The sequence below is a fragment of the Brachymonas denitrificans genome, assembly GCF_907163135.1.
In the GTDB taxonomy this organism is placed as follows: Bacteria; Pseudomonadota; Gammaproteobacteria; order Burkholderiales; family Burkholderiaceae_C; genus Brachymonas; species Brachymonas denitrificans_A.
The window spans coordinates 507,112-533,200 of the sequence record NZ_CAJQUA010000001.1 but is presented as its reverse complement, the minus strand read 5'-3'; the positions used below and the strand labels follow the sequence as shown (position 1 = coordinate 533,200).

General features: G+C 64.1%; 20 protein-coding genes. All 20 read right to left on the bottom strand.

Annotated features, from left to right (window positions below; genetic code table 11):
- Positions 1 to 46 precede the first annotated feature (46 nt).
- A complete protein-coding gene (carB, locus tag KKQ75_RS02465; RefSeq protein WP_213359987.1) occupies positions 47 to 3,307 on the bottom strand; it encodes a carbamoyl-phosphate synthase large subunit in 3,261 nt (1,086 codons plus the stop codon).
- 67 nt (positions 3,308 to 3,374) lie between these two features.
- Positions 3,375 to 4,547, bottom strand: coding sequence for a glutamine-hydrolyzing carbamoyl-phosphate synthase small subunit (gene carA / locus KKQ75_RS02460; RefSeq protein ID WP_213359977.1), 1,173 nt, complete (start codon positions 4,545 to 4,547; stop codon positions 3,375 to 3,377).
- A gap of 262 nt (positions 4,548 to 4,809) precedes the next feature.
- Positions 4,810 to 6,306: a sodium/proline symporter PutP gene (gene putP / locus KKQ75_RS02455; RefSeq protein ID WP_213359962.1), complete on the bottom strand. Its 1,497-nt coding sequence runs from the start codon at positions 6,304 to 6,306 to the stop codon at positions 4,810 to 4,812.
- Positions 6,307 to 6,407: 101 nt separating this feature from the next.
- The gene (gene putA / locus KKQ75_RS02450; protein ID WP_213359961.1) at positions 6,408 to 10,421 is read right to left on the bottom strand and encodes a trifunctional transcriptional regulator/proline dehydrogenase/L-glutamate gamma-semialdehyde dehydrogenase; all 4,014 of its coding nucleotides are present in this window, start codon (positions 10,419 to 10,421) and stop codon (positions 6,408 to 6,410) included.
- Between the two features lie 195 nt (positions 10,422 to 10,616).
- Positions 10,617 to 11,393 carry a TrmH family RNA methyltransferase gene (locus KKQ75_RS02445; RefSeq protein ID WP_213359959.1) on the bottom strand — a complete coding sequence of 259 codons (777 nt, stop codon included), beginning with the start codon at positions 11,391 to 11,393 and terminating at the stop codon, positions 10,617 to 10,619.
- Positions 11,390 to 12,049: a ribonuclease HII gene (gene rnhB, locus KKQ75_RS02440; protein WP_213359958.1), complete on the bottom strand. Its 660-nt coding sequence runs from the start codon at positions 12,047 to 12,049 to the stop codon at positions 11,390 to 11,392. The genes KKQ75_RS02445 and rnhB overlap by 4 nt, the downstream gene beginning before the upstream one ends.
- Entirely contained in the window at positions 12,021 to 13,184 is a 1,164-nt protein-coding gene (gene lpxB / locus KKQ75_RS02435; protein ID WP_250130976.1) for a lipid-A-disaccharide synthase, read from the bottom strand. The genes rnhB and lpxB overlap by 29 nt, the downstream gene beginning before the upstream one ends.
- A gap of 14 nt (positions 13,185 to 13,198) precedes the next feature.
- Positions 13,199 to 13,987: an acyl-ACP--UDP-N-acetylglucosamine O-acyltransferase gene (gene lpxA, locus KKQ75_RS02430; RefSeq protein ID WP_213359957.1), complete on the bottom strand. Its 789-nt coding sequence runs from the start codon at positions 13,985 to 13,987 to the stop codon at positions 13,199 to 13,201.
- Positions 13,988 to 14,006: 19 nt separating this feature from the next.
- The gene (fabZ, locus tag KKQ75_RS02425; RefSeq protein WP_250130975.1) at positions 14,007 to 14,456 is read right to left on the bottom strand and encodes a 3-hydroxyacyl-ACP dehydratase FabZ; all 450 of its coding nucleotides are present in this window, start codon (positions 14,454 to 14,456) and stop codon (positions 14,007 to 14,009) included.
- Positions 14,453 to 15,454, bottom strand: a complete 1,002-nt coding sequence (gene lpxD, locus KKQ75_RS02420; RefSeq protein ID WP_371686543.1) for a UDP-3-O-(3-hydroxymyristoyl)glucosamine N-acyltransferase — start codon at positions 15,452 to 15,454, stop codon at positions 14,453 to 14,455. The genes fabZ and lpxD overlap by 4 nt, the downstream gene beginning before the upstream one ends.
- Before the next feature lie 66 nt (positions 15,455 to 15,520).
- On the bottom strand, positions 15,521 to 16,078 hold the full coding sequence (locus KKQ75_RS02415) for an OmpH family outer membrane protein (protein WP_213359949.1): 558 nt from the start codon (positions 16,076 to 16,078) through the stop codon (positions 15,521 to 15,523).
- Positions 16,079 to 16,080: 2 nt separating this feature from the next.
- Positions 16,081 to 18,543 carry an outer membrane protein assembly factor BamA gene (gene bamA, locus KKQ75_RS02410; protein ID WP_213359947.1) on the bottom strand — a complete coding sequence of 821 codons (2,463 nt, stop codon included), beginning with the start codon at positions 18,541 to 18,543 and terminating at the stop codon, positions 16,081 to 16,083.
- A gap of 50 nt (positions 18,544 to 18,593) precedes the next feature.
- Positions 18,594 to 19,955, bottom strand: a complete 1,362-nt coding sequence (gene rseP / locus KKQ75_RS02405) for an RIP metalloprotease RseP (RefSeq protein WP_213359944.1) — start codon at positions 19,953 to 19,955, stop codon at positions 18,594 to 18,596.
- Entirely contained in the window at positions 19,952 to 21,166 is a 1,215-nt protein-coding gene (gene ispC, locus KKQ75_RS02400) for a 1-deoxy-D-xylulose-5-phosphate reductoisomerase (RefSeq protein ID WP_213359941.1), read from the bottom strand. The genes rseP and ispC overlap by 4 nt, the downstream gene beginning before the upstream one ends.
- A 14-nt stretch (positions 21,167 to 21,180) precedes the next feature.
- Positions 21,181 to 22,017 (bottom strand): phosphatidate cytidylyltransferase, encoded by an 837-nt coding sequence (locus tag KKQ75_RS02395; protein ID WP_213359932.1) that lies wholly within the window; start codon positions 22,015 to 22,017, stop codon positions 21,181 to 21,183.
- Entirely contained in the window at positions 22,011 to 22,739 is a 729-nt protein-coding gene (gene uppS / locus KKQ75_RS02390) for a polyprenyl diphosphate synthase (RefSeq protein ID WP_213359927.1), read from the bottom strand. Before uppS ends, KKQ75_RS02395 begins: the two co-directional genes overlap by 7 nt.
- A gap of 44 nt (positions 22,740 to 22,783) precedes the next feature.
- Entirely contained in the window at positions 22,784 to 23,344 is a 561-nt protein-coding gene (gene frr, locus KKQ75_RS02385; RefSeq protein WP_213359924.1) for a ribosome recycling factor, read from the bottom strand.
- A 44-nt stretch (positions 23,345 to 23,388) separates the two neighbouring features.
- Positions 23,389 to 24,111 (bottom strand): UMP kinase, encoded by a 723-nt coding sequence (pyrH, locus tag KKQ75_RS02380; RefSeq protein ID WP_213359922.1) that lies wholly within the window; start codon positions 24,109 to 24,111, stop codon positions 23,389 to 23,391.
- Positions 24,112 to 24,222: 111 nt separating this feature from the next.
- Positions 24,223 to 25,110 carry a translation elongation factor Ts gene (gene tsf / locus KKQ75_RS02375; RefSeq protein WP_213359916.1) on the bottom strand — a complete coding sequence of 296 codons (888 nt, stop codon included), beginning with the start codon at positions 25,108 to 25,110 and terminating at the stop codon, positions 24,223 to 24,225.
- 108 nt (positions 25,111 to 25,218) lie between these two features.
- Positions 25,219 to 25,968, bottom strand: a complete 750-nt coding sequence (gene rpsB, locus KKQ75_RS02370) for a 30S ribosomal protein S2 (protein ID WP_213359914.1) — start codon at positions 25,966 to 25,968, stop codon at positions 25,219 to 25,221.
- Between the last annotated feature and the right edge of the window lie 121 nt (positions 25,969 to 26,089).

The window sequence follows — 26,089 nt, the reverse complement described above, 5'->3', positions numbered from 1 at the left end:
CCCGGCGGCAGTCAACGGGCAAATTATGCCCGATTTGGTTGTAGCGTCAAGCCGTGAGCATGCCGTGCATTTCCTGCACGGAGATCACGCCGAGCTTGTCGGCATAGCGCATGCCTTCCACCACGGCTTCGGCGCCGGCAATGGTGGTGTAGGTGGTGACGCGCGCAGCCAGCGAACTGGTACGGATGGCACGGCTGTCGGCGATGGCGTTGCGGCGCTCTTCCACGGTGTTGATGACCATGACGATTTCGTCGTTCTTCAGCATGTCCACCACGTGCGGGCGGCCTTCGGTAACCTTGTTCACCGTGTCGCAGGCGATGCCGGCATCGTTGATGGCCTTGGCCGTGCCGCGCGTGGCGACCAGCGTGAAGCCCATCTCGACCAGCTGGCCGGCGATCTTGATCGCGGTCGGCTTATCGCTGTTCTTCACGGTCAGGAACACCTTGCCGGCGGTGGGCAGCTTTTCGCCTGCGCCCATCTGCGCCTTGAGGAAGGCTTCGCCAAAGGTCTTGCCCACGCCCATCACCTCGCCGGTGGATTTCATCTCGGGGCCGAGAATGGTGTCCACGCCGGGGAACTTAACGAAGGGGAATACCGCTTCCTTCACGCTGAAGTACGGCGGCGTGACTTCCTCGCCGATGCCCTGCTGGTCCAGCGTCTGGCCGGCCATGCAGCGGGCGGCCACCTTGGCCAGTTGCACACCGGTGGCCTTGCTGACGAAGGGCACGGTACGGCTGGCACGCGGGTTCACTTCCAGCACGTAGATGATGTCCTTCTTGCTGCCGTCTTCCTGTTCCTTTTCCTGGATGGCGAACTGCACGTTCATCAGGCCGACCACGTTCAGGGCTTCGGCCATGGCACGCGTCTGACGCTTGATCTCGTCGACCGTGGCCTGGCTCAGGTAGTACGGGGGCAGCGAGCAGGCGGAGTCACCGCTGTGCACGCCGGCCTGTTCGATGTGCTCCATGACGCCGCCGATGAAGGTGCGGCCGGCCGCATCACGCACGCAGTCCACGTCGCATTCGATGGCGTCGGACAGGAAACGGTCCAGCAGCACCGGAGAGTCGTTGCTGACCTTGACGGCCTCGCGCATGTAGCGCTCCAGGTCACGCTGCTCGTGCACGATTTCCATGGCGCGGCCGCCCAGCACGTAGCTCGGACGCACCACCAGCGGGTAGCCCAGCTCGGTGGCCTTTTCCAGCGCTTCGGCTTCGGTACGCGCGGTGGCGTTCGGCGGCTGCAGCAGGTTCAGTTCGTGCAGCAGCTTCTGGAAGCGCTCGCGGTCTTCAGCAGCGTCGATCATGTCGGGCGAGGTGCCGATGATGGGCACGCCGGCAGCTTCCAGGCCCAGCGCCAGTTTCAGCGGGGTCTGGCCGCCGTACTGCACGATCACGCCGGTGGGTTTTTCCTTGTCGACGATTTCCAGCACGTCTTCCAGGGTCAGCGGCTCGAAGTACAGGCGGTCGGAGGTGTCGTAGTCGGTGGAGACGGTCTCGGGGTTGCAGTTGACCATGATGGTCTCGTAGCCGTCCTCGCGCATGGCGAGTGCGGCATGCACGCAGCAATAGTCGAATTCGATACCCTGGCCGATGCGGTTCGGGCCACCACCCAGCACCATGATCTTCTTCTTGCTGGTCGGCTCGGCCTCGCACTCTTCCTCGTAGGTGGAGTACATATAGGCGGTGTCGGTCGCGAATTCGGCGGCGCAGGTGTCGACGCGCTTGTAGACCGGGCGCACGTTCAGCGCGTGGCGCGCATCGCGCACGGCTTTTTCGCTGGTGTGCAGCAACTTGGCCAGGCGACGGTCGCTGAAGCCCTTCTTCTTGAGCATGCGCAGGGTGTCGGCATCCAGCGCGCTCAGGGCGTTGATGCCCTGTTCCTCGAACAGCTTGTCGATGGCCAGCTCGATCTTGACGATTTCCTCGATCTGCACCAGGAACCAGACGTCGATCTTGGTGAGCTGGTGCACTTCTTCCACGCTCCAGCCGGCCGCGAAGGCGTCACCCACGAACCAGATGCGCTCGGGGCCGGGCTCGCCCAGCTCGCGCTCCAGGGTTTCGCGGTCCTGGGTCTTTTCGTTCATGCCGTCCACGCCCACTTCCAGGCCGCGCAGGGCTTTCTGGAAGGATTCCTGGAAGGTGCGACCCATGGCCATCACCTCGCCCACGGACTTCATCTGGGTGGTCAGGTGGTTGTCGGCCGCCGGGAATTTCTCGAAGGCGAAGCGCGGGATCTTGGTGACCACGTAGTCGATCGAGGGCTCGAACGATGCGGGGGTGGCACCGCCGGTGATCTCGTTGCGCAGTTCGTCCAGGGTGTAGCCCACGGCCAGCTTGGCGGCGATCTTGGCAATCGGGAAACCGGTAGCCTTGGACGCCAGTGCGGAAGAACGCGACACGCGCGGGTTCATCTCGATCACGATCATGCGGCCATCCTTGGGGTTGACCGCAAACTGCACGTTGGAGCCGCCGGTATCCACGCCGATCTCGCGCAGCACGGCCAGCGAGGCGTTGCGCATGATCTGGTATTCCTTGTCGGTCAGCGTCTGTGCCGGTGCGACGGTGATGGAGTCGCCGGTATGCACGCCCATGGGATCGAGGTTCTCGATCGAGCAGACGATGATGCAGTTGTCCGCCTTGTCGCGCACCACTTCCATCTCGTACTCTTTCCAGCCGAGCAGCGACTCTTCGATCAGCAGCTCGTTGGTGGGCGAGGCTTCCAGGCCGCGCTTGCAGATGGTCTCGAATTCCTCGGCGTTGTAGGCAATGCCGCCGCCGGTGCCGCCGAGCGTGAAGCTGGGGCGGATGATGGTCGGGAAGCCGACGTGCTTCTGCACGTCCCAGGCTTCCTGCATGCTGTGCGCCACGCCGGAACGGGCGGAGCCCAGGCCGATGCGCGTCATCGCGTCCTTGAATTTCTGGCGGTCTTCGGCCTTGTCGATCGCTTCGGGCGTGGCGCCGATCAGCTCGACCTTGTACTTGTTGAGCACGCCGTTGTGCCACAGGTCCAGCGCGCAGTTGAGCGCGGTCTGGCCGCCCATGGTGGGCAGGATGGCGTCAGGGCGTTCCTTGGCGATGATCTTCTCGACCGTCTTCCAGGTGATGGGCTCGATGTAGGTGACGTCGGCGGTGGCCGGGTCGGTCATGATCGTGGCGGGGTTGCTGTTGATCAGGATGACGCGGTAGCCCTCCTCGCGCAGCGCCTTGCAGGCCTGCACGCCGGAGTAGTCGAATTCACAGGCCTGGCCGATGATGATGGGGCCGGCGCCGATGATGAGAATGCTCTTGATGTCTGAACGTTTTGGCATGGTGTGGTTTTATCTTTGCGTTCGCGGATGGGGCGCCGCCTGGTGGGCACGCCCTGCTCCAGATCAATCAGGCGACCTTGCCCTCGCGCATCAGCGTGGTGAAGCGGTCGAACAGGCTGGAAATGTCGTGCGGGCCGGAGGAGGCCTCGGGGTGACCCTGGAAGCTGAAGGCAGGCTTGTCGGTGCGCTCCAGGCCCTGCACGGTGCCGTCGAACAGGCTGACATGCGTGATGCGCAGGTGCGCGGGCAGCGTGGCTTCTTCGACGGCAAAACCGTGGTTCTGGCTGGTGATGCTGACGCGGCCGCTTTCCAGGCACTTGACCGGGTGGTTGGCGCCGTGGTGGCCGAACTTCATCTTGAAGGTCTGTGCGCCGCTGGCCAGGGCGAGCAACTGGTGACCCAGGCAGATGCCGAAGATCGGCACGCCGGCATCCATGATCTGCTGGATGGCGGTGATGGCGTAATCGCACGGTTGCGGGTCGCCGGGGCCGTTGCTCAGGAACACGCCGTCGGGATTCAGGGCCAGCACCTCGGCGGCGGGCGTTTGCGCCGGCACCACCGTGACCTTGCAGCCGCGCTCGCACAGCATGCGCAGGATGTTGTGCTTGACGCCGAAGTCATAGGCGACGACATGGAAGTCGGGATCGGCCAGCTGGCCGAAACCTTCGCCCAGTTCCCACTCGGTCTGGGTCCAGTCATAGGAGGTGTTGCAGCTCACTACCCTGGCCAGGTCGAGACCGGCCATGCTGGGTGCGCCCTTGGCGGCGGCAATGGCCTGGTCGATTTCTGCCTGGGTGGGCGTGCCGCTGTGCTCCAGCGCCAGGATGCAGCCGCTCTGGGCACCGTGCGTGCGCAGGTGACGCGTGAGGCGGCGCGTGTCGATGTCGGCAATGGCAACCACGCCGTTGGCCTTGAGGTAGTCCTGCAGGCTGGCAGTGTTGCGGAAGTTGGAGGCGACCAGCGGCAGGTTCTGGATCACCAGGCCGGCGGCGAACACCTTGTGCGATTCGACGTCTTCGGGGTTGGTGCCGGTGTTGCCGATGTGCGGATAGGTGAGCGTGATGATCTGCTGGCAGTAGCTGGCGTCGCTCAGGATTTCCTGGTAGCCGGTGAGGGAGGTGTTGAAGACCACTTCGCCAGTGGTGCTGCCCGGCTCGCCGATGGAGTGGCCGGTGAAGGTGGTGCCATCGGCGAGGGCCAGGATGGCGGCAGGAAAGGGTGCCTGTTGGGACAAGAGCACGTGGTTCTCCGTAAAGCGGTGCGGGATCAGATGGAAGGCGGTACGCCAGCCTGACCCAAGAACCACCATGCCCTCGTGGGGGGTGCACGGTCTCAGCACCGTTGCTGCATGTGAACTTGAATCGCGGCAAGCGCCGGGTGTGCTGTGAAGCATCTCATTATAAACGGTGAGGGTTACCCCTTGTTTACTCTGTGCAGCAAAAAGCCACACTGCCGACGCGATTGTCGGCAGTGTGGCCCGGGTTGAGCACCAGCGCGGGAACTCAGACGCCGATGCGGTGTGCCTCGTCCATCACGGCGGCATGCGACTTGAGCATGCTGGCAGACGGGGTACCCATGCGGCTGACCAGCACGATGGCAATGGTGGAAAAGATGAAACCGGGGATGATTTCATACAGGCCCAACCAGCCGAACTGCTTCCACACCAGCACCGTAGCAGCGCCGACGATGATGCCGGCCAGTGCGCCGTTGCGCGTCATGCGGCTCCAGAACAGCGACAGGATGACGATGGGACCGAAGGCGGCACCGAAGCCGGCCCAGGCGTAGCTCACCATGCCCAGCACGCGGGAGTTGGGGTCCTGCGCGATGAAGATGGCGACCAGCGCGATCAGCAGCACCATGGCGCGGCCGATCCAGACCAGCTCCTTCTGCGAGGCGTTCTTGCGCAGGAAGGTGCGGTAAATGTCTTCCGTCAGCGCGCTGGAGCAGACCAGCAGCTGGCAGGACAGCGTGCTCATCACGGCCGCCAGGATGGCTGCCAGCAGGCCGCCGGCGATCCAGGGGTTGAACAGCTGCTTGGACAGCTCCATGAACACGGTTTCGGCGTTGGCGTTGACGGCAGCAGCGCCTTCGGGATGGGCAATGAAATACGGGATGCCGACGAAGCCGACGGCCACGGCGCCCATCAGGCACAGAATCATCCAGGTCATGCTGATGCGGCGGGCGCTGGGGATGGTTTCCACCGAGGAAGCGGCCATGAAGCGCACGAGGATGTGCGGCTGGCCGAAATAGCCCAGGCCCCAGGCCAGCAGCGAAGCGATGCCGGTGACGGTGGCGCCCTTCATCAGGTCGAACTTGTCGGCCGGCACCACGGCCGCCCAGTCCTGGCCCGGCTGCAGCTGGCCCTGCACGGCCAGGTAGGCCATGACGGGCGCCAGGATCAGGGCGGTGATCATCATGGAGGCCTGGATGGTGTCGGTCCAGCTCACGGCCAGGAAGCCGCCGATGAACACATAGGCGATGGTGCACAGCGCGCCTACCCACAGGGCGGTTTCGTAGGGCATGCCGAACATGTTCTCGAACAGGCGCGCACCGGCCACCACGCCCGAGGCGCAGTAGATGGTGAAGAAGATCAGGATCACCAGGGTGGTGAAGATGCGCAGAATGTTGGATTTGTCCTCGAAGCGGCTGGCGAAGTAGTCGGGCAGCGTCAGGGCGTTGCCGGCGCGCTCGGTGTACAGGCGCAGGCGCGCGGCAACGAAGCGCCAGTTCAGGTAGGCGCCGATGACCAGGCCGATGGCGATCCAGGACTCGGACAGGCCGGTCAGGTAGATGGCACCGGGCAGGCCCATCAGCAGCCAGCCACTCATGTCGGAAGCGCCGGCGGACAGGGCCGTGACGAAGCTGCCGAGACTGCGGCCGCCCAGGATGTAGTCGGACAGGTTCTTGGTGCTGGCATAGCCAAGCCAGCCGATGCCGAGCATGGCCATCAGGTAGATGGCGAACATGATCGTGGTGGGGTCGCTCCAGTTCAGATGCATGGGAGTCTCCAGGAGAGGGATAGGTTGTTTTGGGGTGATGCACAGCGGCGCGGGTTGCCCGCTTGTGGCGGACGCACCGCTGTGCACCGGAAAATGCCGACTCAGGCCATTGTCATGAGCTGGGCGTTGCCGCCTGCGGCGGCAGTATTCGTGCTGATGCTCTGTTCGTGCACCAGCGCCGAAAGGGTGTAGCCATGGCCGGCAGCGAGTTCGTCGCTGCGGCGGCTGTCGATACGGACCAGGTTGCCGTCGCGCGCTGCAACACGCATGCCGACTTCCAGCAGGGCATCGCCGTCACCTTCGAACAGCAGCGCCTGCATGGGGGTGGCATTATCCGTCAAGGCATCGGCGTTTGCGGCAGCGATCCATCCGGATAGCTCCGGAATCTGCAGCAGCGCGGTCAGGCTGGAGGTGACCTCGTCCGACGGCGCCGGCACGACGCGGCAATGGTTGCCCGTGGCATAGGCGGCGGCAAGCTGGTGCACCAGGCCGAGCGCAGTCTGTGGCATGGCCCAGACGTCGCCCCGCGGCAGCAGACGGTAGCGGTTGCTTTCGCCGGTCGGGCCGGGCAGCAGTTCACTGTAGCCCAGGCGCGAAGCGGTGGCGGCGCTCTCGCATGCCTGCAGGGCGGCGTCACGATCGTGCGCGGGCAAGCCCGTGATCTGGCCGTTGGCGATAGTGCGCTGCAGTGCGGCCAGGGCACCTTCCTGCGCTGCGGCTTCCGCACCTTTGGAAGCGGTCTGTGTTGGCAGCGCGTCCAGATCGGCATGCGCATCGCTGGCCTGCACCAGACGGTACAGATAGAGCGGACCACCCGCCTTCGGGCCGGTACCGGACAGGCCCATGCCGCCAAAGGGTTGCACGCCGACGACTGCACCAATCTGGTTGCGGTTGACGTACAGGTTGCCGGCATGCACGCGCTGCGTCATGCGCTCGATGGTTTCGTCGATACGGCTGTGCACGCAGAAGGTCAGTCCGTAACCGGTGGCGTTGATGCCGTCCACCAGCGCATCCAGCTCGTCGCGCTTGAAGCGCAGCACGTGCAGCACCGGGCCGAACACTTCACGCGTCAGGCGCTCGACGCTGTCCAGCTCGATGATGGCCGGACGCACGAAGTGGCCCTGCTCCAGGCCTTCGCCACGCGTCACGCGCGTGACGGTCTGGCCTTCGGCTTCCATGCGCTCGATATGCGCCTCGATCTGCTGGCGTGCCTCGGCGTCGATCACCGGGCCCACATCGGTATGCAGGCGGTCCGGGTTGCCCAGCGTCCATTCCTGCAGGGCCTGCTTGAGCATGCCCACGGTGCGATCGGCCACATCGTCCTGCACGCACAGCAGGCGCAGGGCCGAGCAGCGCTGGCCGGCGGAGTCGAAAGCGGAAGCCAGTACATCGGCCACCACCTGCTCGGCCAGTGCGGAGGAGTCCACCACCATGGCATTCTGGCCGCCGGTTTCGGCGATCAGCGGAATCGGCTGGCCGTTGGGCGACAGGCGCTGCGCCAGTTGGCGCGCGATGATGCGGGCCACTTCGGTCGAGCCAGTGAACATCACGCCACCCACTGCGGGACTGGCCACCAGGGCTGCACCCACGGTTTCGCCAGTGCCCGGCATCAGTTGCAGGGCATCTTCGGGCACACCCGCTTCATGCAGGATGGCGACCATGGCCGCTGCCGTCAGCGGCGTCTGCTCGGCAGGCTTGGCGATCACTGCGTTGCCGGCGGCCAGTGCGGCAGCGACCTGGCCGCAGAAGATGGCCAGCGGGAAGTTCCACGGGCTGATGGCCAGCACTACCCCGAGCGGACGGTGTGTGCCGCTGTCGAATTGTGCTGCAGCCTGTACGCCGTAGTAACGCAGGAAATCCACCGCTTCACGCACCTCTGCAACGGCGTTGTTCAGCGTCTTGCCCGCTTCGCGCATGATCAAGCCGAGGAGACTTTGGCTGCGCTGCTCCAGCAGATCGGCCGCGCGTTGCAGCGCATCGGCACGCAGTTGCGGCGGCGTGCCGGCCCAGATCGGTACCGCCAGAGCGGCGCGTTTCGCGGCGGCGGCCACCTGCTCGGCCGTGGCTTCATGCACCCAGCCCACAGTATCACGCTGATCGGCCGGGTTGCGCACGGCTTGCCAGCCTTCGGACTGCGCAGGCTCTTCGGGAATTTCCACGCCGGCCGGCGCGGCGTATTGTGCTTCCCGCGTGCTGTGCAGCAATGCGGCAGCCAGCGAAGCCAGTTGCTGTTCGTGCGCCACGTTGAAGCCGCGCGAGTTGGCTCGCGCCTGCTCCCCCTGCCCCGCAAACAGGTCCACCGGCAGCGGAATGCGCGGATGCGGTGCGCCCAGCACGCCCTCCTCTTCGGCCAGAGCCTGCACTTCCTGCACCGGATCGGCCACCAGCTCCGACACGGGCACACTGGCGTCGCCAATGCGGTTCACGAACGAGGTGTTGGCACCGTTTTCCAGCAGACGGCGCACCAGGTAGGCCAGCAGTGTCTCGTGGCTGCCGACGGGTGCATAGATGCGACAGGGGCGGCCCAGTTTGCCGTCTCCCACCAGACCGGTCACCTGCTCGTACAGCGGCTCGCCCATGCCGTGCAGGCACTGGAATTCGTACTGGCCGCTGTAGTAATTGGCACCCGCCATATGGTAGATCGCCGCCAGCGACTGCGCGTTGTGCGTGGCGAATTGCGGATAGATGGCATCCGGCACCGCCAGCAGCTTGCGCGCACAGGCCAGATAGCTCACATCGGTATAGACCTTGCGCGTGTACACCGGATAGCCGGCCATGCCGTCCACCTGGGCGCGCTTGATCTCGCTGTCCCAGTAGGCGCCCTTCACCAGCCGCACCATCAGGCGACGGCGCGTGCGGCGCGCCAGATCGATCAGGTAGTCGATCACCTGCGGACAGCGCTTCTGGTAGGCCTGCACCACAAAGCCGATGCCGTTCCAGCCCTTGAGCGCCGGCGCCGCACACAGCGCCTCCAGCAGGTCCAGCGACAGCTCCAGGCGGTCCGCCTCTTCCGCATCGATGTTCATGCCAATGTCGTAGCGCTTGCACAGCTCCGCCAGATGCAGCACACGCGGCAGCAGCTCACCCATCACGCGGTCATACTGCGCACGGGTGTAACGCGGATGCAGCGCCGACAGCTTGATCGAAATGCCCGGCCCTTCGAAAATGCCGCGCCCGGCCGATGCGGCGCCAATCGCATGGATGGCCTGTTCGTAGTCACGCAGATAACGCTTGGCATCGGCTTCCGTCGCCGCTGCCTCGCCCAGCATGTCATAGCTGTAGCGAAAGCCCTTCTTCTCGAACGGACGGCTGTTGGCCAGCGCCTCGGCAATGTTCTGACCGGTGACGAACTGCTCGCCCATCAGCTTCATGGCACGGTGCACGCCCTGGCGGATCAGCGGCTCGCCGCCCTTGCCGATCACGCGCGTCAGCGCCGCGGACAGGCTCTTCTCGCTGGTGGTGCTGGTCAGCTTGCCGGTAATCACAAGGCCCCAGGCCGCCGCATTCACGAACATGGACGGCGAACGGCCCACATGGGCACGCCAGTCGCCGTGGCTGATCTTGTCGCGGATCAGCGCATCTCGGGTCGCGCGGTCAGGGATGCGCAGCAAGGCTTCGGCCAGACACATCAGGGCCACGCCTTCCTGGCTGGACAGCGAAAACTCCTGCACCAGCGCGGCAACGCCACTGGTTACCGGCGCATCGCGCAGACCCTGCACCAGCTGGCTGGCCAGGCGCTGCACGGATGCCGCCTGCTGCACATCATCGGCACGGGCCATGGGCAGCAGCACCGGCAGGCACTCCGGTTCCGGGCGATGCCAGGCGGCGGTGATGGCGGCGCGCAGCGGCGTTTGCGGCAGTATGCCCTGGGCAAACTCCAGGAAAGGTTGCACCTCTTCAGGCGCCGCGGATGCCTCCGGTTGCACCCCCTCTTCCTGGCCGCCAGCGCCTGCGTGCGTCAGGTGAATCACCTGCTGCCCCCGCTCCAGCGCCTCCACATACTGCACGATGGCCTGCTTCACCAGCCAGTGCGGCGTGCGCTCCATGCCCTGCGCCGCATTGCGGATGCGTTCGCGCAGGGCATCGTCCACCTTGATTCCCATGGTGCTCGCCATGTTTCGTCCTTTCATCGCTTGCCGATAAAGGTTGCACCTTTTGTGAATTGAGGTGCAACCTTGAATGGGCTGCGATGATACTTCTGGCAACAGCGAATCAGCCTAGGGTATTCCCTAGAAGGAAAAAATGGCCATCTTCCCCGAATGAGCAAACGCGCTGGAGCAGGATAACCCTATTGAAGGAAGGCAGTTTAATCAGGCCAGATTCGCCACGCAGCTGGCATGCATGCAGATGGCAGCCGCAGCCGCAACGTTGAGCGACTCCTCGCCACCAGGCTGGGCGATGCGCAACAGCATGGCAGCGCGCTGCACCAGAGCCTCCTGCACGCCCTGTCCTTCGTGGCCCAGCACCCAGGCGCACGGAGTTGGCAACGCCGCTTCGTGCAAGGGAGTACTGCCCTGAAGATGCGTCACCAGCAACGGCACACGCAGCGTTGCGAGCTGCTCCAGCGTCAGACCTTCGTGCAGCTGCAGGCCGAAATGCGCGCCCATGCCGGCGCGCAGCACCTTGGGCGACCAGAGTGCCGCCGTCCCCTTGAGCGCCAGCACCTGCTTGAAGCCCAGCGCACTGGCACTGCGCAGGATCGATCCCACGTTGCCGGCATCCTGGATGCGGTCCAGCACCACGCTGTTCACGTCCGGTGCAAAATCCGCCTGCTGCTCGGCCTTCCACTCCAGCACAAAGCCCATGGTGGCAGGCGATTCGAGCGTGCTGACCTGGGCAAACAGGCCATCCTCCAGCACCGCAACGCGCTCCGCACCGGCATACCAGGACTCCGGCAACTGTCCCCAGGCGCGCGCCGCAATCACGGCCCAGGCGGGCCGCAAGCCCCGCTCCAGCGCTGCGCGGCACAAGTGGTCGCCCTCGACCCAGATCTGCCCCTGCTTGCGATAGGCAGCCGGATCCTGCGCCAGCTTGCGCAGCTGCTTCACCAGCGCATTGTCGCGTGCGGAAATCTGCACCACCTTCATGCACGCACCTCTTGCTCGGCAACCAGCACCACGCCCTCTCGCACCACCATTGCCACCGGCGCAAAGCTGCGTCGGTGGTAGGGTGTGGCGCCCAGCGTGCGCAGCGCCTGCAGGTGCTCGGCGGTGCCATAGCCCTTGTGACGCTCGAACCCATAGCCGGGATACAGCTGCTCGATCTCGCAGCACCAGCGGTCCCGCGTGACCTTGGCCACGATCGACGCCGCCGAAATGGCTGCCACCGTGGCATCGCCCTGCACAATGGCCTCGGCCCGCACCCTCAGCTCCGGAATCCGGTTGCCATCCACCAGCACCTTGTGCGGCAGCAGGCGCAGGCCTTCCACGGCGCGGCGCATGGCCAGCATGGTGGCCTGCAGGATGTTGAGCTGGTCGATTTCCTCTACGCTGGCCTGTCCGATGCTGCAGCACAAGGCATTGGCCAGGATGGCGTCATAAAGCTTTTCGCGCCGCGCTGCCGTCAGCTGCTTGGAATCCGCCAGCCCCTTGATCGGCTTCTGCTCGTCCAGAATGACGGCCGCAGCCACCACCGGCCCGGCCAGCGGACCACGGCCAGCCTCGTCCACCCCGGCAACGAGGGCATCGGGAGCATCCCAGGGCAACAGCCCCTGCTCAGCGGGAGAGAACCTGGGCGATCGCATCGGTAGCCAGTCTGGCAGTATCACGCTGCAGCACGTGGTGCAACTCGGTAAATCGGGCGCGCACGGCAGCCACGCGGGCCGGTTGGTCCAGCCAGTCGCTCATGGCAGCCGCCAGCGCGCGTGGCGTCGCCTGGTCCTGCAGCAGTTCGGGCACGACGAAATCCCGACACAGGATATTCGGCAGCCCCACCCAGGGCTGCAACTGCTTGCGCCGCATCAGCAGTGCCGACACCGGATGCATGGCATAGGAAATCACCATCGGGCGCTTGAACAGCGCCGCTTCCAGCGTGGCCGTGCCGCTGGCAATCAGCGTCACATCACAGGCTGCCAGTACCGCATGCGACTGCCCCTTGACCACCTGCAGCTGGCCCTCCATGCCCTGCTCGCGCACCAGTTGGCGCACGCGCTGGTACTGCGCAGGCACGGCCGGCAGCACGCACTGCAGGCCTGGGCGCTGCTTCTGCAGCAGCTTCGCTGCATCCAGGAAGCGTGGTGCCAGATATTGGATTTCCGAGCCGCGGCTGCCTGGCAGCAAGGCCAGCACCTCGCCCTGCTCCGGCAGGCCGAGCGCGCGCCGCGCACCGGCCTGATCGGGCTCCATTGGCAGTGTATTGGCGAGCGGGTGCCCCACATAGGTACTGGAAATACCGTGCCGCGCCAGCAGATCCGGCTCGAACGGGAAAATGCACAGCACATGGTCGGCCGCGCGGCGGATCTTGTGTACCCGCTCCGGCCGCCAGGCCCAGATGGACGGGGAGACGAAATGCACCGTGCGCACTCCGGCGCTGCGCAGGTCTTCTTCCAATCCGAGGTTGAAATCGGGCGCATCCACGCCGACGAACAGATCCGGCTTGCGTGCCAGCAACTGCTGGCGCAGCTCGTTGCGGATCTGCCAGATGCCCGCCACCCGGCGCAGCACTTCGAAACTGTAGCCGTGCACCGCCAGCGCCTCGCTCGGCCACTGGGCGACAAAACCCTGCGCCTCCATCTGGGCACCGCCAATGCCGCGCGCCTGCAGATGGGGCCAGCGCTGGCGTGCGCCCTGCAGCAGCAGGCTGGCCAGCAGATCGCCGGATGCCTCGCCCGCCACCATGGCGAACTGCAAGCCGTCATTGGCAGCAAAAAACTTCGGCATGTCGCCCCGGCTGATCAGCGCACGATGCCGCGGCGCGACGCAGCGAGGAAATCGCGCATCAGCTGCACGTCTGCAGTCGCTTCGGGATGTTCGGCCTCGATGCCGCACAGGGCTTCCAGCGCCTGTTCCAGCGTCAGGCCCGCACGGTAGATCTGCCGGTACATGGCCTTGACCGCCGCAATGCGCTGCGGGCCGAAGCCGCGACGGCGCAGCCCTTCGACGTTGAAGCCACGCGCCGCCGCCGGATTGCCATCGGCCATGATGAAGGGCGGCACATCCTGGCTGATGGCCGACGAAAACCCCACCATCGCATGCGCACCGATCTTGACGAACTGGTGCACGCCCGACAGGCCGCCGATGATCACCCAGTCACCCACATGCACGTGTCCGGCCAGCGTGGCGTTGTTCGCCAGAATGGTCTGGCTGCCCAGCTGCACATCGTGCGCGATATGCACATAGGCCATGATCCAGTTGTCATCGCCAATGCGCGTGCAGCCGCTGTCCTGCGCGGTGCCGGTATTGAAGGTGCAGAATTCGCGCACCGTATTGCGGTTGCCGATCTCCAGCCGGGTCGGCTCGCCCGCGTACTTCTTGTCCTGTGGCGCGGCGCCGATGGAACTGAACTGGAAGAAGGTATTTTCCTCCCCGATCGTCGTATGCCCCTGGATCACGCAATGCGCACCGATCTTGCTGCCACGGCCGATGCGCACATCGGGGCCGATCACGGCATAGGGACCCACTTCGACATCCGCAGCCAACTCGGCCGCGGGATCGATCAGCGCGGTAGGGTGAATCAGGGTCATGCCTCTGCCTTTCTCCGGATCAGGACTCGATCTTGCGGATGGTACACATCAGGTCAGCCTCGCACACCAGCTCTCCATCGACCGTAGCCTTGGCGTGGAACTTGTAGATGCCGGCGCGTGCGCGCTCCATGGTTGCTTCCATTACCAATTGGTCGCCCGGCTCCACCGGACGCTTGAAGCGCGCGTTGTCGATGCCGACGAAGTAGTACACCACATCCGGTGCCAGTTCATCGCCCTCGGGGATCATGGACAGCAGCGCCGACGTCTGCGCCAGCGCCTCCAGCATCAGCACGCCCGGCATCACCGGACGGTGGGGGAAGTGGCCCACGAAGAATGGCTCGTTGATGGTGACATTCTTCAGCGCCTTGATGCGCTTGCCATCCTCGAGTTCGAGCACCCGGTCCACCAGCAGGAAGGGATAGCGGTGCGGCAGGCGCTTGATGACCTGGTGGATGTCCATCGATTTCATTGTTGTTGTTCCGAAAGTTGACGTTCTAGGGTGCGGACACGCTCGCGCAGCCTGGCAAGCTGGCGAACCACCGCAGCATTCTTTTCCCAACTCGCATTATCGTCGAAGGGAAAGTGTCCCGAATAGGTGCCGGGCTTGAGAATCGAGCGCGAGACAAAGGTGGTGGCCGACACGTTGACGCCCTTGACCAGCCGGCTGTGCCCCATGATGTTGGCGGCGCCGCCGATGGTGACGCCCTCCTCCACCGTGGTACTGCCCGCAATGCCGGCATTGGCGGCCATGGCCACGTTGCGGCCCAGATGCACGTTGTGCGCGATCTGGATCAGGTTGTCGAGCTTCACGCCGTCCTCGATCACGGTATCGTCGATCGCGCCGCGATCCACGCAGGTGTTGGCGCCGATCTCCACATCATTGCCGATGCGCACGGCGCCAAGTTGCTCGATCTTGGTCCAGCCGCCACCCTTGACCGGCGCAAAGCCGAAGCCATCGGCACCGATCACGGCACCCGGATGGATGATGCAGCGCTCGCCCACGCTGCAGTATTCACTCAGCTGCACGCGCGATTTCAGCCAGCTGTGCGCACCCACGCGCGCGCCGCGCTCGACCACGCAGAGCGGACCGATAATGGCGGTTTCGTGCACCTGCGCCTCGGGGTGCACCACCGCACTCGGATGAATATGGTGCTCCGGCGCGGGGCGGGTACGTCGCTTCCACCACTGGGTGAACTGCGCATACCAAGCATAGGGATTGTCGGTCACGATGCAGGCGCGACCCTGCTTGCTGGCCGCCTCCAGCATGGCCGGTGCCACGATCAGGCAGGCAGCCGGGGTAGTCTGCAGCAGATCAGCAAAGCGCGGATTGCTCAGGAAGCTGATGCTGTCGGCCGTGGCATGCTCCAGTGCGGCAATGCGCGCCACGCGGATGTTGCCATCTCCGTGCAATTCACCGCCGCAGGCCTGCATGGCCTCGACAATCTCCTGTACGCTCACATCCACCATGGCTCTCTCCTGAAACATGAAAAAAAGGCGCCAAGGCGCCTTTTGCGGTAGCCAGCCTGCGCTACCTTACTTGCCGGCATTGAGGGCGGCAATGACCTTGTCCGTAATATCCAGGCGACGGTCCACATAGACGGCCTCCTGCAGGATCACATCGTAACGCTCGGCCTTGGCCACCTGGATCACCACGCGGTTGGCACGATCCAGCAGTTGCTGCAGCTCTTCGTTCTTGCGGTTGTTCAGGTCTTCCTGAAACTCGCGGCGCTTCTGCTGGAATTCGGCATCCTGCGTCATCAACTGGCGCTGGCGCTCGGCACGCTGCGCCTCGGACATGCGGGGAGCGTCCTTCTCGAACTGGTTCATGGCCTTCTGCAGGCTTTCACCCATGCCCAGCAACTGCTTTTCGCGGCTCGCAAACTCCTGCTTGAGCTTGTTCTGCGCATTTTGCGCCGCATTGGTCTCGCTGAACAGGCGATCCGTATTGACGAAACCGATACGGGTGCCAGCCACCGCGACCGGCTCGGCAGCAGGTGCTGCCACCTGTGCCTGAGCCGCGCAACCAAACAACGCAGCCGACGACAGCAGCAGCGCTGCACTCAGGGCGGAGGGAGAAAAACGGGACTTCATGATCAGAACGTAGCGCCAATCTGGAATTGAACCTTCTGCAGTTTATCACCCGGGTACTTCTTGAGCGGGAAACCGAAAGCCAGACTCAAGGGACCCATGGGCGACAGCCAGCGAATGCCAGCCCCCGCCGATACACGCACCTTTTTGGCATATTGGTTCACATCAACGGTTTCACCGTCCACACTGGTATAGACCGGATTGTAAGCGCCCGCACGATCGGAATAAACATTGCCTGCGTCCAGGAAGCCAAACATCCGGAGCGTTTTCTCATTACCGGCACCTGGGAAGGGGGTGATCATTTCAAGGTTCACGTTGAATGTCTTGTTGCCACCGACCGAATAAACACCTCCATCCCAAGCCTTGTTTTTCGGGCCAAGAGAACCTTGGTCAAAACCTCGCACCGAGCCCAAACCGCCGGAATAGAAGTTCTTGAAGAACGGGAACTCCTTGTTGCCCAGACCCTTGCCATAGCCCAGGTCCGTATTGAAGGCGAGCGTGAACTGCTTGTTCAAGGGGTAATAGTACTGGAAGCGATAGTTGGCCAGCGCATATTTGAGGTCTCCGAACGGGCTCACAGCCGCACTCACTCGCTGGTACATGCCGGTCGTTGGCGCCAATGAGCTGTCGCGGGAATCACGCGACCAGCCAATCGTCAAGGGCACCCCGTACGCGCTGGTCTTGCAGTTCGCAGCGATGTACTTCTTGTCGTCGTCGCTCAAAGGCGTGCTGAACGTTCCGGAGTTGCAGGTATTTTCTGCCAGGAACTGCCATTGCTCATTGGTCAACTTGTTTTCAACGGCAATCGTGGATGCATTGCCCGGCTGGATCTTGTATTGCTCGAAGCCACCGCCGAAATACACGGTATCACGTTCGGTAAACGGAATCCCGAATGCCAGATTGCCGCCCAATTGCTGAATGCGGTAGTCATAGGAACCGCTACCCTGCGAAGCGTAGGGCTCGGCGCGGCTGTAGAACGCATTGAACGTACGCGACACGCCATCCGTCGTGAAATACGGATCCACCGATGTGATGGACGCCGAGCGGTTGTACTTGCTGGTGTTGATCTCTGCAGACAGCGACTGGCCGGAGCCGAAGATGTTGTCCTGGCTCACGCCGGCGGACAGGGACACCTTGTCCGTCGAGGAGTAGCCGGCACCGATCTGCAGCGAGCCGGTGGGGCGCTCCTTCACCGCCACCGTCAGGTCGGCCTGATCGGAAGTACCGGGCACCGGAGTGGTGTCCACAGTGACTTCGTTGAAGTAGCCCAGGCGGTCCACGCGGTCGCGCGAGCGCTTGATCTTGTCGGCGTCATACCAGGACGACTCGAACTGACGCAGTTCGCGGCGGATCACCTCGTCACGCGTCTTGGTGTTGCCAGCCACGTTGATGCGGCGCACATAGGCGCGCTGGTCGGGGTTGGCGGCAAACACCAGCGCCACCTGCTGGTTCTCGCGGTCGATGGACGGCTGCGGCGTGATCTTGGCAAAGGCGAAGCCGTAGTTGCCGAAGCGGTCCGTCATCGCCTTGACCGTTGCTGCCACATCGTCCACCTTGTAGGGCTCGCCCGGCTTGACCTTGACCAGCGACTTGAACTCGTCTTCCTTGTCCAGGAAATTGCCTGCCAGCGATACACCGGACACCACATATTTGGGACCTTCGGTCACGTTGACGGTGATGTCGATGTCGCGCTTGTCGGGAGACAGGGCCACCTGGGTCGAATCCACCTTGAATTCAAGGTAGCCGCGGTTCAGGTAATAGCTGCGCACGGCTTCCAGATCGCTGTTGAGGCGCTGCTGGGAGTATCGGTTGGACTTGGTGTACCAGGACATCCAGCCGCCGGTATCCTGCTCCATCTGGCCACGCAGCGTGGACTCGCTGAAGGCCTGGTTGCCGACGAAACGGATGCTGCGGATGCGGGAGGAAGCGCCCTCATGCACGGTGAAGTTAACGTTGACACGGTTGCGGTCGATGGGCGTGACGGTGGTCACGACCTCGGTGCCGTAGAAGCCCTTGTTCTCGTACTGGCGCTTGAGTTCCTGCACGGCCAGGTCTTCTGCCGCCTTGTCGAAGGGACGGCCGGCGCCAATGCCTGCTCCGGCCAGGCCGGCCAGCACCGTCTTCTTGTCGAAGGCATTGAAGGACGTCAGCGTCACCTCGTTGATGGTCGGGCGCTCCTGCACCACCACCACCACGTCGCCACCACGCGTCTCGACCTTGACATCGCTGAACAGGCCGAGGCTGTACAGCGCGCGAATGGCAGCGGAGCCCTTGTCATCGTCGTAGGTCTCGCCCACTTTGACCGGAATGGAGGCAAACACGGTGCCGGCATCGACCCGCTGCAGGCCTTCGACCTTGACGTCCTTCACGATGAAGGGAGTGACAGCCCACGCTGCATTGGCGAGGAAACCCAGACCCACGACGGCAGCAATGGCGGTGTGGCGGAAAGGCAGGGAGGTTCGCTTCATGAATATCGCTTGTATTGGTTCAGGCATTGGCCGCAATCCGCTTGCGGGCACTAGGTGCCCAGCACGCGGGTGAGATCATTGAACAGGGCTATGCCCATGAGACCGATCAGAATGGCCATTCCGATCTGCTGCAGGCGCTGCACAAACGCGTCAGGCACAGCCCGGCCCGTAGCAGCTTCCCACAAATAATACATCAGGTGACCACCGTCCAAGATCGGGATTGGCAACAAATTGAGTACGCCCAGACTCACGCTGATCAGTGCGAGGAACGCAATATAGGTGGCCAGGCCCGCCCGTGCCGAGCGGCCGGCATAGTCGGCGATACTGATCGGACCACTCAGATTCCTGAGCGAGGCTTCTCCCACCACCATGCGGCCCAGCATGCGCAGGCTGAAAGCCGCCATGTCCCAGGTGCGCTGCAGGCCGTGCTTGGCACCATCGACGGCGCCCAGACGCACGGTCGTCATTTCGGGGGGCGCGCCCAGAAAGGCGCCGATACGGCCCACGCTGACACCTTCCTGCTGCACGGCTTGCGGGGCAACGGCAATCTCGAGCAGTTCACCGTTGCGGCTCACCTGCCAGAGCTGCCGCTTGCCGCCGGTTTCGGCACGAACCAGACGGCGCAGCTCGGCCGCATCCTCCACCGGCTTGCCATCGACACGCAGTACGCGGTCACCGACCTGCAGGCCGGCACGCTCCGCCGGTTCGCCCGGCACCATCTCGCCGACCAGAGGCGGCATGAAAGGGGCAGCTATGCCGATCCGCTCCAGCGTCCCGGCATCCACATCGCTCAGGCCGGCCTGCTGCATGGCCAGCACATGCGTGCGGATGGAATCACTGCCCTGGCTGGCCTGCAATTCGACATCGCGTCCCTGCAAGGCGGCCTGCGTCAGCTCCCACTGCAGCGTTCCGAGCGAACGGACGGGCTGCACCTCCTGTGCTTCGTCATCGAGCCAGCGCAGGGAGACGATGCGGTCGCCGCTGCGCAGGCCGGCCTTGTCGGCCAGGCTGCCCACAGCAGGCTGCGCGATCACCGGACTGACTTCGCTCATGCCATACCAGGCCAGGCCCGAGTAGATCAGCACGGCCAGCAGCAGGTTGGCCAGGGGGCCGGCCGCGACGATGGCGATGCGTTTCCAGACAGACTGGGTATTGAAGGCGAGGTGGCGCTGGTCGGCCGGCACGGGCGCCTCCCGCTCGTCCAGCATGCGCACGAAGCCGCCCAGTGGCAGTGCTGCCACGGCGTACTCGGTGCCGCTGCGCGGGCTGGTCCAGCTCCAGAGCGGCTTGCCGAATCCGACAGAAAACTTGAGCACCTTCACGTCACAGGCACGCGCCACGCGGTAATGGCCGTACTCATGGATGGTGATGAGCAGCCCCAGCGCGACGAGGAAGGCCAGCAGCGTGATCATGTCTGCAGCTGCTGCACCAGCCGGTCAGCCAGCGCGCGCGATTGCCCATCCAGCGCCAGCAGGTCGTCCAGCGATTGCGGCGAGGCAAATTGCGATTGCTCCAGCGTGGCAGCATTGATCTGGTAGATCTGGTCAAAGCGGATGCGGCGATCCAGAAAGGACGCCACCGCCACCTCGTTGGCAGCATTCAGCACCGCCGTGCTGCCCGGTTGCGCCTTCAGCACCTGCCATACCAGCGGCAGACAGGGGAAGCGCTCCGGATGGCCGTGCTGGTCCACCGCCTCGAAGGTCATGGCCGACAGGCTGGCGAAGTCCAGCGCCGCCGCCCCGCTCGCGATGCGCTCCGGCCAGGACAGGCCATAGGCAATCGGCACACGCATGTCGGGCGTGCCCATCTGCGCCACGATGGAGGCGTCGCGATATTGCACCATGGAATGCACGATGCTCTGCGGGTGGATCACCACGCCCATGCGCTCGGGCGGCATGCCGAACAGGTAGTGCGCCTCGATCACCTCGAGCGCCTTGTTCATCATGGTGGCGGAATCGACCGAAATCTTGCGACCCATGCTCCAGTTGGGATGGGCACAGGCCTGCTCGGGGGTGACGTCCCTGAGCACAGCCGGGTCGGCCGTGCGGAACGGCCCGCCGGAAGCGGTCAGGATGATTTTTTCGACGCGCTGCTGCCAGGTGGCCGGATCTTCTGGCAACGACTGGAAAATGGCGGAGTGCTCGCTGTCAATCGGCAGCAAGGTGGCACCTCCCTGCTCCACCGCATCCAGGAACACGCGGCCACCGACGACCAGCGCCTCCTTGTTGGCCAGCAGCAGGCGCTTGCCGGTACGCGCTGCCGCCAGACAGGGCGCCAGCCCGGCGGCACCCACGATGGCGGCCATCACGGCATCCACATCGGGATGGCTGGACACATCCACCAAACCCTGCTCGCCACTGAGCACCTCGACAGCCAGGCCATGCGCCTTGCAGGCCCCGCGCAGCGCCTGCGCATGCGGCTCGGAAGCCATCACCGCATAGCGGGGCACAAAGCGGCGGCACAGCTCCAGCATCTTGTCGGTCTGGGTGGCGGCGCTCAGCGCGAACACCCGGAACTGCTCCGGATGGCGGGCGATCACGTCCAGCGTATTGGTACCGATGGAGCCAGTGGCGCCGAGAACGGTGACTTGTTGCGGGAAGGAAGAAGGAGAAGACGGAGTCATGCGCACAGGCCGGCTCATGCCAGCCACAGGGTAACGGTCAGGGCCAGTGGCAGTACCGGCAGCAAAGCATCTATCCGGTCCAGAATGCCGCCATGGCCGGGCAGCAGCTGGCTGCTGTCCTTCATGCCCATACTGCGCTTCATCAGGGACTCGACCAGATCGCCCACCACGCTCATGGCGGTGAGGGCTGCCACTACCAGCAGCAGCACCGCAATACCGGCACGGCCTGCCACATCGGCATGGAAATTGGCTACCGGCAACTGGGTGCAGACCAGCGCCAGCACCAGTGCGCCGGCCAGACCGCCGTACACGCCGGCCCAGCTCTTGCCGGGGCTGATGGAAGGTGCCAGCTTGCGCTTGCCGAAGGCGCGGCCGGCGAAATAGGCAGAAATGTCGGCCGCCCAGGCCAGTGCCAGCACCGAGAGCAGATACCAGACGCCGAAACGGCCATGCAGCTGCACGGCCGCCAGCCAGGAGGCGCACAACACAAACAGACCCATGGCCAGACGCAATGGCGTCGGGATGCGCTGCCAGACGGGAACCCCCGCGCGCAACAGCCAGGGAGCCAGCCCCAGCCAGGCCAGGCTGGCCAGCGTCACGAACAGGCGCACCCCTTCGGAGGCACTGGCATGCCAGCCCCAGGAGGTCATCAGGGCACAGGCTCCGGCTGCCAGCACCGCACTTGCCCAGCACAGGCCGGACTGGCAGCCACTCAGGCGCGCCCATTCCCATGCGGCGGCGGCCATGACCACGGCCATCAGCAGGCCGAAGGCAGCCTCGACCGGCGCAAACAGGGCTGCCAGCAGCACCAGCAGCAGCAGGACGGCGGTGATGACGCGCTGCTTCAGCATGCGCTGTCCTGCTGGACCTGCTCGGAGGTCTGGCCGAAGCGGCGCTCGCGCGCGGAGAAATCGGCGATGGCACGGTCCAGCGCCGCCTCGTCGAAATCGGGCCAGAGCGCCTCGGTGAAATGGAATTCGCTGTAGGCGGACTGCCACAGCAGGAAATTGCTGATGCGGAATTCGCCGCCGGTACGGATCACCAGATCGGGATCCGGCACATGGTGCAGCGCCATGGCGCCGGACAGCGAGGCTTCTGTCATCGGCTCGCCCCGCGCGGCCAGAGTGGCAGCGGCCTGGGCAATGTCCCAGCGGCCCCCATAGTTGAAGCAGACGTTCAGGATCAGGCGCTGGTTGCCCTGCGTGGCGCGCTCTGCCTCATCCAGGCCCTGACGCACGCCGTCGGACAGGCCGGTGCGTGCGCCCACGAAATGCAGTTGCACCCCGTCTGCATGCAGCTGCGGCACCTCGCGTGCCAGCGCCTTGCCGAGCAGTTCCATCAGGCCGGAGACTTCATCCTCGGGACGATTCCAGTTTTCGGACGAGAACGCAAACACCGTGAGCACCTGGATGCCTCGAGCAGCACAGGCGCGCACGCAGCGCTTGAGGGATTCGACACCCTGGCGGTGGCCCGCCAGGCGGGGCATGAAACGCTTGCGCGCCCAGCGACCATTGCCATCCATGACGATGGCGACGTGGTGCGGCACGGAAGCAGGCAGAGGGGGCTTGCGCATCGGTCGTTACCGGTCGTGCCGCCAGCGGAGGCCGGCGGCAGGCCTTACACGGCCATGATGTCCTGTTCCTTGGACGCAACCAGCTGGTCAATCTCCGCAATTTCCTTGTCGGTGATCTTCTGCACGTCGGCTTCGCTGCGCTTCTGGTCGTCTTCGGAGATTTCCTTGTCCTTGACCAGCTTCTTGACGGCTTCGTTGGCGTCACGGCGCAGGTTGCGGATGGCGATCTTGGCGTTTTCGCCTTCGTGACGCACGATCTTGGTCATCTCGCGACGACGTTCCTCGCTCATGGGCGGCATCGGCACGCGGATCAGGTCGCCCATGCTGGCGGGGTTCAGGCCCAGGTCGCTCTCGCGGATGGCCTTCTCGATCTTGGCACCCATGGGCTTTTCCCAGGGCTGCACGCTCAGGGTGCGCGCGTCGATGGCGGATACGTTGGCAACCTGGCTCAGCGGCACCATGGAGCCGTAGTAATCGACCAGCACCGTATCCAGGATGGCCGGGTTGGCGCGGCCGGTACGGATCTTGGTCAGGTTGTTCTTGAACGCGTTGATGGACTGCTCCATCTTGGTCTGCATGTTTTTCTTGATTTCGGCAACCGACATGACTTCTCTCCAGATGACTGATTTCGCTGCAAACGGCGGAATGTTCAAATATATACCAGTGTGCCTTCGTCTTCACCCATGACCACACGCTTGAGCGCGCCCGGCTTGAAGATGGAGAACACCTTGATCGGCAGTTTCTGGTCGCGGCACAGGGCGAACGCGGTGGCGTCCATGATGCCCAGATTCTTGGCGATGGCTTCGTCGAATGTAAGCTTGTCATAGCGGGTGGCCGACGGATCCTTCTTCGGATCGGCAGTGTACACGCCATCGACCTTGGTGGCCTTGAGCACCAGCTGGGCGCCGATTTCGGCACCGCGCAGCGCAGCGGCCGTATCGGTGGTGAAGAAAGGGTTGCCGGTACCGGCAGCAAACACCACGACCTTGCCCTCTTCCAGGTATTGCAGCGCCTTGGGGCGCACATAGGGCTCGACTACCTGCTCGATGGAGATGGCGGACATGACGCGTGCCGTCAGGCCCACGTTGTTCATGGTGTCGGCCAGGGCCAGGGAGTTCATCACCGTGGCCAGCATGCCCATGTAGTCAGCCGTGGCGCGGTCCATGCCGGCGGCGCCGCCTGCCATGCCGCGGAAGATGTTGCCGCCACCGATCACCACGGCCACCTCGACGCCGAGCTTGCTCACCTCGGCCACTTCATTGGCCATGCGCAGGATGGTGTCGCGGTTGATGCCGTAGGCATCGTCGCCCATCAGGGCCTCCCCGGAGAGCTTGAGCAGTACGCGTTGAAAGGCGGGTTTTTCTGTGGTCATGGCAATCTCCTGGGATGATGGTAACGGATTGGGAAAAAAGGAACAGGCGAAAAAAAGGCCGCGGAAGCCGGGTGCATGCACCCGTTTTCCGAGGCCCTTGCGGGGATGCGATCAGCCCTGCTTGGCAGCTGCCACCTGGGCGGCCACTTCAGCGGCGAAATCGTCCACCTTCTTCTCGATGCCTTCGCCCACCACGTACAGGGTGAAGCCCTTGACGGTGGTGTTCTTCTCTTTCAGCATCTGCTCGACGGTCTGCTTGTCGTTCTTGACGAAGGGCTGGCTCAGCAGGGCCACTTCCTTCAGGTACTTCTGCACGGAACCTTCGACCATCTTGGCGGCGATGTCGGCCGGCTTGCCGGATTCGACGGCCTTGGCGTTGGCCACGCTGCGCTCGCGCTCGATCAGCTCGGCGGGAACGTCGGCGCTGGACAGGGCCACGGGCTTCATGGCGGCCACGTGCATGGCGACGTCCTTGGCGGCGGTTTCGTCACCCTCGAACTCGACGACCACGCCGATGCGGGTGCCGTGCAGGTAGGACACCAGCTGGCTGCCTTCGAAATACTTGAAGCGGCGGAAGCTCATGTTCTCGCCGATCTTGCCGATCAGGCCCTTGCGCACTTCTTCCAGCGTGGGGCCGAAGCCGTCCTGCTCGTAGGGCAGCGCGCCCAGGGCTTCGACGTCGGCGGGGTTGTTCTTGGCGACCAGGTCGGCAGCGGCCTTGACCAGGGCCAGGAAGCTGTCGTTCTTGGTGACGAAGTCGGTTTCGCAGTTCACTTCGACCAGCGAGCCCTTGTTGCCTTCGATGGTGCTGGCAACGGCGCCTTCGGCGGTGATGCGGGCTGCCGCCTTGCCGGCCTTGCTGCCCAGCTTGACGCGCAGGATCTCTTCGGCCTTGACCATGTCGCCGTCGGCTTCGGTCAGGGCTTTCTTGCATTCCATCATCGGGGCGTCGGTCTTGCCGCGCAGTTCGGCCACCATGCTTGCGGTAATTGCTGCCATCTGTAGTTCTCCGTATTCAGTTGGGTTCGTTCGACTGTACTTACAGAAAAGGGGCACAGTGCGCCCCTCTTCCCTTATTGTGCCTTATGGGCGTGGCAGTGCCGTGACTCAGGCGCTGGCTTCGTCCACTTCGACGAATTCGTCGTCGCCTTCGGACACGGCCTTGACCACGTCGTTGACGGCGTTGGCACGACCTTCCAGGATGGCGTCAGCCACACCGCGGGCATACAGGGCCACGGCCTTGGCGGAGTCGTCGTTGCCGGGGATCACGTAGTCGATGCCGTCGGGGTTGTGGTTGGTATCGACCACGCCCACCAGCGGGATGCCCAGCTTCTTGGCTTCGGACACGGCGATCTTGTGGTAGCCAACGTCGATCACGAAGATGGCGTCAGGCAGGGCGTTCATGTCCTGGATGCCGCCGATGTCCTTTTCCAGCTTTTCCAGTTCGCGGGCGAACATCAGCTGTTCTTTCTTGCTCATGCTGTCCAGACCGGCTTCCTGCTGGGCTTTCATGTCCTTCAGGCGCTTGATGGAGGTCTTGACCGTCTTGAAGTTGGTCAGCATGCCGCCGAGCCAGCGTTGCTCGACGTAGGGGACGCCGGCGCGCTGGGCTTCAGCAGCGACGATGTCGCGGGAAGCGCGCTTGGTGCCGACCATCAGGATGGTGCCACGGTTGGCAGCCAGCTGACGCACGAACTTCATCGCTTCTTCGTACATCGGCAGGGTCTGCTCGAGGTTGATGATGTGGATCTTGTTGCGGGAACCGAAGATGAAGGGGGCCATCTTGGGGTTCCAGAAGCGGGTCTGGTGGCCGAAGTGAACGCCGGCTTCCAGCATCTCACGCATATTGGTAGACATAGAGTTTCTCCAGAGGTTGGGTCTAAAATTCCGCTACGTTTGCCTGCACGGCGGCAGCTGGCTGGAAAGCGCAACTGGCAGCAGGCAACACCCGGATCAGCGGATTTGCGATTTGCTTAGC

Bases quoted from the DNA above. Each gene is read 5' to 3' on its own strand.
- carB (WP_213359987.1), bottom strand. From the start codon at position 3,307: ATGCCAAAACGTTCAGACATCAAGAGCATTCTCATCATCGGCGCCGGC.
- putP (WP_213359962.1), bottom strand. From the start codon at position 6,306: ATGCATCTGAACTGGAGCGACCCCACCACGATCATGTTCGCCATCTAC.
- putA (WP_213359961.1), bottom strand. From the start codon at position 10,421: ATGGCGAGCACCATGGGAATCAAGGTGGACGATGCCCTGCGCGAACGC.
- KKQ75_RS02445 (WP_213359959.1), bottom strand. From the start codon at position 11,393: ATGAAGGTGGTGCAGATTTCCGCACGCGACAATGCGCTGGTGAAGCAG.
- rnhB (WP_213359958.1), bottom strand. From the start codon at position 12,049: ATGCGATCGCCCAGGTTCTCTCCCGCTGAGCAGGGGCTGTTGCCCTGG.
- lpxB (WP_250130976.1), bottom strand. From the start codon at position 13,184: ATGCCGAAGTTTTTTGCTGCCAATGACGGCTTGCAGTTCGCCATGGTG.
- lpxA (WP_213359957.1), bottom strand. From the start codon at position 13,987: ATGACCCTGATTCACCCTACCGCGCTGATCGATCCCGCGGCCGAGTTG.
- fabZ (WP_250130975.1), bottom strand. From the start codon at position 14,456: ATGAAATCGATGGACATCCACCAGGTCATCAAGCGCCTGCCGCACCGC.
- lpxD (WP_371686543.1), bottom strand. From the start codon at position 15,454: ATGGTGGATGTGAGCGTACAGGAGATTGTCGAGGCCATGCAGGCCTGC.
- KKQ75_RS02415 (WP_213359949.1), bottom strand. From the start codon at position 16,078: ATGAAGTCCCGTTTTTCTCCCTCCGCCCTGAGTGCAGCGCTGCTGCTG.
- bamA (WP_213359947.1), bottom strand. From the start codon at position 18,543: ATGAAGCGAACCTCCCTGCCTTTCCGCCACACCGCCATTGCTGCCGTC.
- rseP (WP_213359944.1), bottom strand. From the start codon at position 19,955: ATGATCACGCTGCTGGCCTTCCTCGTCGCGCTGGGGCTGCTCATCACC.
- ispC (WP_213359941.1), bottom strand. From the start codon at position 21,166: ATGACTCCGTCTTCTCCTTCTTCCTTCCCGCAACAAGTCACCGTTCTC.
- KKQ75_RS02395 (WP_213359932.1), bottom strand. From the start codon at position 22,017: ATGCTGAAGCAGCGCGTCATCACCGCCGTCCTGCTGCTGCTGGTGCTG.
- uppS (WP_213359927.1), bottom strand. From the start codon at position 22,739: ATGCGCAAGCCCCCTCTGCCTGCTTCCGTGCCGCACCACGTCGCCATC.
- frr (WP_213359924.1), bottom strand. From the start codon at position 23,344: ATGTCGGTTGCCGAAATCAAGAAAAACATGCAGACCAAGATGGAGCAG.
- pyrH (WP_213359922.1), bottom strand. From the start codon at position 24,111: ATGACCACAGAAAAACCCGCCTTTCAACGCGTACTGCTCAAGCTCTCC.
- tsf (WP_213359916.1), bottom strand. From the start codon at position 25,110: ATGGCAGCAATTACCGCAAGCATGGTGGCCGAACTGCGCGGCAAGACC.
- rpsB (WP_213359914.1), bottom strand. From the start codon at position 25,968: ATGTCTACCAATATGCGTGAGATGCTGGAAGCCGGCGTTCACTTCGGC.